Annotated in this window: 4 protein-coding genes and 1 pseudogene; all 5 read left to right on the forward strand. The window is 65.2% G+C overall.

Annotated features, from left to right (window positions below):
- Window positions 1-261, forward strand: a pseudogene (locus HUW62_RS46850) (DUF2924 domain-containing protein); the annotation flags it as partial.
- A gap of 173 nt (window positions 262-434) precedes the next feature.
- Complete coding sequence (locus HUW62_RS46855; RefSeq protein WP_141593110.1) at window positions 435-620, forward strand: hypothetical protein; 186 nt, start codon at window positions 435-437, stop codon at window positions 618-620.
- Between the two features lie 277 nt (window positions 621-897).
- On the forward strand, window positions 898-1,236 hold the full coding sequence (locus tag HUW62_RS46860; protein WP_141593109.1) for a hypothetical protein: 339 nt from the start codon (window positions 898-900) through the stop codon (window positions 1,234-1,236).
- A gap of 186 nt (window positions 1,237-1,422) precedes the next feature.
- Window positions 1,423-1,785, forward strand: coding sequence for an RNA-binding protein (locus HUW62_RS46865; RefSeq protein ID WP_255204035.1), 363 nt, complete (start codon window positions 1,423-1,425; stop codon window positions 1,783-1,785).
- Between the two features lie 311 nt (window positions 1,786-2,096).
- Window positions 2,097-2,247, forward strand: a 151-nt coding sequence (locus HUW62_RS46870) for an amidoligase family protein (protein WP_176438150.1), incomplete at its 3' end; no start/stop codon positions are given.

The following is a 2,247-nucleotide window of genomic DNA, read 5'->3' on the forward strand; positions in this document are numbered from 1 at the left end:
AAGTGGAAGATTCGGGAGGCGGAGGCCGGGCGCGTGCCGGTGGGCCCCCGTCCCGAGCGCGAGGTGAAGGTGGGCGAGGACGGCAAGCGCGTCATCCCCCTCTCCTTCGACGCGGAGGACTTGGCGGCCCTGGACAAGGCCTGGCGCGACGCGGGCATCCCGAGCCGGACTCGTTTCTTCAAGCGCGCGGTCCACCGAGAACTCACGGCCATGGGCGCCACCGAAGCCGCCGCGCGCTTCTCCCCAAAAGAGGAGGAGTGAGGCCCGTACCCACTCGCCCCAGCAGGACAACGAATAGGCCGAGAGGCCCCCAACCCGGACGCGCTCTGCCCCGCCGTCCACACGCGAGGCGGGCGCCAACATCGCCGTGAAGTGGAACACCGCCCGAGACCTTCGACCGGCCCCTCTTTCAACGCAGTCCCCAAGGGAACAACATGAAGACACGCAGCGAATTGGAAGCAATGACCGTCAAAAAACTGCGCCGCTATGTCATCGACACCGGAAACAGTTTCCCCTACCTGGGGGAAACCAGGAAGTCGGAGATTATCGACAAGCTGATGAAGATTCAAGCCGAGCGGGAGGGCACGAAGCCCGCCCCTGCCTCCAAGAGGGCGCCCTAGCCGCAGCCCCTCTCCATTCGAGGGCCTTGCCGGACTGCGACAGGCGCGTCCGGCAAGCCACGCGAGCAGGCCGAAATAGGGCCCGAGCGCGCACGCCCTGCCTCCCCGCCAGCCACGTGCTCCATCAGGAACAGCGTCCCGGCCCGAACGCCAACGCCCCGGACAGCACATACACCCCAAAGACAGCAGAGAGGACTTGATACACCCACCCGCAAGAGCGTGTATGCCTTTCGCGACGGGCAACAAAGCACCGCGCGACTCCGCAGGAATATCGACTATGAGCGCCACGGCCATCCCTACCTTCATCGTCCCGGTCAAGGTTGTTGATTTCAGCAACACCGTATTGACGCTGACCCTCGGCAAGAGCCGGTACGGCACGGCCCAGCCGCAACTGGACATCTTCCTTCAGCCCGGCGCCACCCACCGGCAGGTGAGCGCGCTGCTCCACACCTTCGCCGCCAGCCTGGAGCTGAACACCCCCAACAGCGAGCGGTGGATTGTGCAGTCCGAACGCCTCTCGGAGCCGAACCACGGCCGCATCTACCTGGAGCTGGCCGAAGGCGACGAGGCCGAGGCCATGCGGGGCATGGCGCTCCTCAACATACTGCTGGGCTGAAGGAGAGGACGGCGGGAATCCGCGCCGCAGCACCGCGCGGGTTCCCGGCCATACGAAAGCCGTCCATGCTCGCGGACTCACTGCCTACAGGCGCCGCCCCTCAAGACTCGACTTGCATAACGCATCAACAAGAGCGCGTATGTCTTTCACAACGGGGCGACATCCCTACGAAACGCGAGGATAACGATGGCCACGACGAGCCAGCAACTGATGATGGTGGGACAGCGCACCGCGCGCTATGGGATTCCCCAGCCGTACATCGAGGTGCGATTCCCGAGGGAGATACGCCAGCGCACGCTGAACGCCGCCCTCCATCGCATCTACGCCGATGTTGAGATGGCAACCTCGGAGCGAGAGTGCTGGAATGTACGCATTGAGCTGCTCCCAGACATACTCATGTACTCCGGGGGCTTCGTGTACGTGGAGCTTGCAGAGGGAACACCGGAGGAAGCGGAGCGGGCGATGGCGATGCTCAAGAGCCTCGTGGGCTGCCCCCTCCTGAGCCCCTCGGCATGCGGCGCGCGCACACCAGGAGCCCTGCGCAGGTGAGAGGCGCTTCCGGCTGAATCAGCGGGAGAGGCAGTGGCAGTCCGCTCCGGGCTATGCCGCCAATCCCCACCGCCCTGCCGGCGAGACAATCACACACGCTGGAATTCCGCCTACCGCCGCCAATCCAGGCAGACTGGCCGCACCCATTCACAGGCGCCCGGCGCAAACCCCGCGAATTCTCGCAACTATCCCAGACACCCGAAACCCACCCAACCAGACGCCGAAGAGGACTTGTCTCATTCGCACACAAGAGCGTGTATGTGTTTCGCGACGGGCGCCACAGCCCCGCGCGAATGCGAGAGGCAAACTCCATGAAGACGCTCCGGTTTGGAATTGAGATTGAGACGGTTGGCGCCAGTCGCCAGAAGCTGGCCCACGCGATTCAGGGCGCGGTGGGCGGGCACGTTTCCGGCGACTACCGGGGCTGGCAGGTGACGGACCCCCAGGGCCGCGCCTGGAAGG

Origin of the sequence: Myxococcus sp. AM011 (assembly GCF_013372595.1) — a bacterium.
GTDB classification, from domain to species: domain Bacteria; phylum Myxococcota; class Myxococcia; order Myxococcales; family Myxococcaceae; genus Myxococcus; species Myxococcus eversor.

Coding starts and splice junctions, on each gene's coding strand:
- HUW62_RS46855 (WP_141593110.1), top strand. CDS start 435: ATGAAGACACGCAGCGAATTGGAAGCAATGACCGTCAAAAAACTGCGC.
- HUW62_RS46860 (WP_141593109.1), top strand. CDS start 898: ATGAGCGCCACGGCCATCCCTACCTTCATCGTCCCGGTCAAGGTTGTT.
- HUW62_RS46865 (WP_255204035.1), top strand. CDS start 1,423: ATGGCCACGACGAGCCAGCAACTGATGATGGTGGGACAGCGCACCGCG.